The 3,384-nt window shown below is 74.3% G+C and carries 2 protein-coding genes and 2 pseudogenes; 1 reads left to right on the top strand and 3 read right to left on the bottom strand.

From position 1 onward, the window contains the following. Positions 1–398 (bottom strand): annotated as a pseudogene (locus tag IE312_RS40350) (ornithine cyclodeaminase family protein); the annotation flags it as partial. A 19-nt stretch (positions 399–417) separates the two neighbouring features. Then, positions 418–1,431 (bottom strand): non-homologous end-joining DNA ligase, encoded by a 1,014-nt coding sequence (ligD, locus tag IE312_RS16215; protein WP_189982384.1) that lies wholly within the window; start codon positions 1,429–1,431, stop codon positions 418–420. A gap of 74 nt (positions 1,432–1,505) precedes the next feature. Between ligD and IE312_RS16210 the strand changes: the two genes are divergently transcribed. Then, positions 1,506–2,624: an ATP-dependent DNA ligase gene (locus IE312_RS16210; protein ID WP_189982382.1), complete on the top strand. Its 1,119-nt coding sequence runs from the start codon at positions 1,506–1,508 to the stop codon at positions 2,622–2,624. 101 nt (positions 2,625–2,725) lie between these two features. On the opposite strand, the pseudogene IE312_RS40345 reads toward IE312_RS16210, so the two are convergent. After that, positions 2,726–3,384 (bottom strand): annotated as a pseudogene (locus IE312_RS40345) (ATP-binding protein); the annotation flags it as partial.

Genomic DNA, 3,384 nt, shown 5'->3' with positions numbered 1-3,384 from the left:
ACGTCGAGGACCTCGTAGCCGGCGGGGGCCAGCAGTCCGGTGCCGAGGGCGGCGGCCAGTCCGGTGCGCCAGGCCGTGACGGTGGCGGAGTCCAGCAGTGCGAGCAGTTCCCCGTCGGTCCCGGCGTGCAGGCAGATCACCCCGCGCAGGGCGGGCCGGGCGCCGGGGAACTTGGCGTTCACCTTCACCGTGTAGGCGTCGACGCCGGGCAGCAGACCGGGCAGGAGCGCGGTGGCGGTGCCGGGGAACGGCAGGTCGGTGCGGACCCGCCGGCCGGGGACGGACACCTCGGCGGCCGTACGGAAGCCCTCGCGCAGGGCGCGCAGACAGGCCTCGGGTTCGAGTACCGCCTCGAGGTCGCTGCGGGTCAGCACACGGGCCCGGCCATGATCGCCCACCGGCGCGCGGTACCTCCCGTCAGGGTCGGCGCCGGGCCCGGCTCGGCTGGACGCGTGGGGGTTCGCCGGGCATCTTCGGGTACTCCGGCGGGTACGGCAGGTCGCCCAGCCCGTGGTCGTGTTCGTCCTGGCGGGCCAGTTCCAGCAGCGCGTCCAGGGAGTGGGCGTGGTCGTCCATGCCGGCGTGGACGTCGCCGAGTTCGGCGAACCGGGCCGGCATGGTGGCGAGGTCGAAGTCGCGGGGCTCGGCCACGCCGACCTCCTCCCAGCGCAGCGGGGCCGAGACGGGGGCGTGCGGGCGGGGACGTACGGAATAGGCGGAGGCGATGGTGCGGTCCCGGGCCGTCTGGTTGTAGTCGACGAAGATGCGGCGCCCGCGTTCCTCCTTCCACCACTTGATGGTCACCCGGTCGGGCATCCGGCGTTCCAGCTCCCGGCCGACCGCGATCGCCGCGCGGCGCACCTGGGTGAAGGTCCAGCGCGGTTCGATGGGGACGAAGACGTGCAGGCCCCGGCCGCCGGAGGTCTTGGGCCAGCCGCGCAGCCCGCCGAACTCCTCCAGTACCGCCCGCAGTTCATGGGCGGCGCGGGCCGCGTCGGCGTAGTCGGTGCCGGGCTGGGGGTCGAGGTCGATGCGCAGTTCGTCGGGGTGGTCGACGTCGCCGGCGCGCACCGGCCAGGGGTGGAAGGTGAGGGTGCCGTACTGGGCGGCCCACACCACGGCGGCCTCCTCGGTGGGACACATCTCGTCGGCGCTGCGTCCGCTGGGGAAGGTGATGTGGGCGGTCGGGATCCAGTCGGGCATGCCCTTGGGGGCCCGCTTCTGGTAGAACCACTCGCCGCCGACGCCGTCCGGGTAGCGCTCCAGGGTGGTGGGGCGCTCGCGCAGGGCGCGCAGGATGCCGGGGCCGACGGAGGCGTAGTACCGGGCGAGGTCCAGCTTGGTGAAACCGCGCTCCGGGAAGAACACCTTGTCCGGGCTGGACAGCCGTACCGTCCGGCCGGCCACCTCGAGCTCCACCGCATCACCCATGCGGCCACGGTAGGCGCACCCCGCACAGGGCGCATACCGGGCGGATCCGTATGTATGGGAGCAGAATCTGGGGCATGGATCTCCCCGTCATGCCGCCCGTGAAGCCGATGCTCGCCAAGTCGGTGGCGAAGATCCCGCCGGGGATGCACTACGAGGCGAAGTGGGACGGCTTCCGGTCGATCGTGTTCCGGGACGGGGCCGAGGTGGAACTGGGCAGCCGCACCGGGAAGCCGCTGACCAGGTACTTCCCCGAACTGGTCGCGGCGCTGAAGGAGCGGGTGCCCGAGCGGTGCGTCCTGGACGGGGAGATCGTGATCGCGCGCGGCGGCCGGCTGGACTTCGATGCACTGACCGAGCGGATCCACCCGGCGGCCTCCCGGGTGCGGATGCTGGCCGAGAAGACCCCGGCGTCCTTCGTCGCCTTCGACCTGCTGGCCCTGGACGACCACGCCCTGCTCGACGTGGGGCTGACCGACCGTCGCTCCCTGCTGGACCGGGCCCTCGCCGACGCGACCCCGCCGGTGCACCTGGCGCCCTCGACGACGGACATCGAGGTGGCCCGGCACTGGTTCGAGCAGTTCGAGGGCGCCGGACTGGACGGGGTCGTGGCCAAACCGCCCGCCCTGCGCTACCTCCAGGACGAGCGGGCCATGTTCAAGATCAAGCACGAGCGCACGGCGGACGTCGTGGTGGCCGGGTACCGCTTCCACAAGAGCGGCCCGGTGGTCGGCTCGCTGCTGCTGGGGCTGTACGACGCGGACGGCCGGCTCCAGCACGTGGGCGTGTCGGCCGCGTTCGCCATGAAGAAGCGGGCCGAGCTGGTCGAGGAGCTCGCGCCGCTGCGCATGGACGACGTCTCCGGGCACCCGTGGGCCGCGTGGACGGACGAGACCGCGCACGAGACGGCCCGGCTGCCGGGCGCGCCGAGCCGCTGGTCCGGCAAGAAGGACCTGTCCTGGGTGCCGCTGCGCCCGGAGCGGGTGGCCGAGGTCGCGTACGACCACATGGAGAACGGGCAGCGGTTCCGGCACACGGCCCGCTTCCGGCGCTGGCGGCCGGACCGCACGCCGGACAGTTGCACCTACGCCCAGCTGGAGGAGCCGGTGCGCTACGACCTGGCGGAGATCCTCGGCGAGAAGGGCTCCGGCCGAGGCGGACAGGGTCCCGGCCGAGACGGAGAGGGCCCAGGCTGAGACGGAGAAAGCCCCGGCTCAGCCGGCCGCCCGGTCACGGCTGCGCGAGGATCTCGACGGCGCCGTCCCGCTCGCGCTGGAACACCGCGCGACCTGCCCGGCTACCGCGGCTCCCGTCCCGTCTCCAGCGCCTCCCGTGCCTCCCGCGCCCGCGCCGCCAGCCCCTCCGCACCGCAGGCCCGGGCCAGGTCCAGGCCCCGGCCCAGTTCCGCGGCCGAGCGGGCGGCGATGCCGTACTCCACGCGGGCCGCGGCGTGCTCGTACTGGCAGGGCGAGGCCTCCAGGTAGGTGACGGCGCGGGCGGCGAGCTCGACCGCGCGCCGGCCCGTCTCCAGGGCGGCGGCACAGCGCAGGGCCTCGCCTATGGCGGTGTCCGTGCCGAACCGCTCTGCCTGCCGGCGGGCGTCGGCCGCGAGCTGGGCGGCGCGGACCGGGTCCTGCGTGGCGAGGGCCCTGGCGAGGTCGACGGCCCAGGGGGCGAGGACCGGGTTGTGGCCGCCGCGGGAGCCGGCGGTCTTCTCCGCGGCCTCCAGTTCGTCGACGCCCTCCTCGGTACGGCCGACGGCGAGGAGCAGCCGGCCGCGCACGGAGCGGATGTCGGGCAGCACGATGGTGGACGGGTACGGCGGTGCGAACCCGTACTGCTCGGCGACCGACCAGGCCTCCTCCACCCGTCCCCGCGCCAGCAGGGTGTCGACCAGACCGCAGCTGGCCGACCAGTACAGCGGCAGGCGGCGGCCGACGCGCTCGGCGAGGACCA

It is taken from the genome of Streptomyces capoamus (assembly GCF_014654935.1).
Taxonomy (GTDB): domain Bacteria; phylum Actinomycetota; class Actinomycetes; order Streptomycetales; family Streptomycetaceae; genus Streptomyces; species Streptomyces capoamus.
This window is presented reverse-complemented; position numbering and strand designations above follow the sequence as displayed.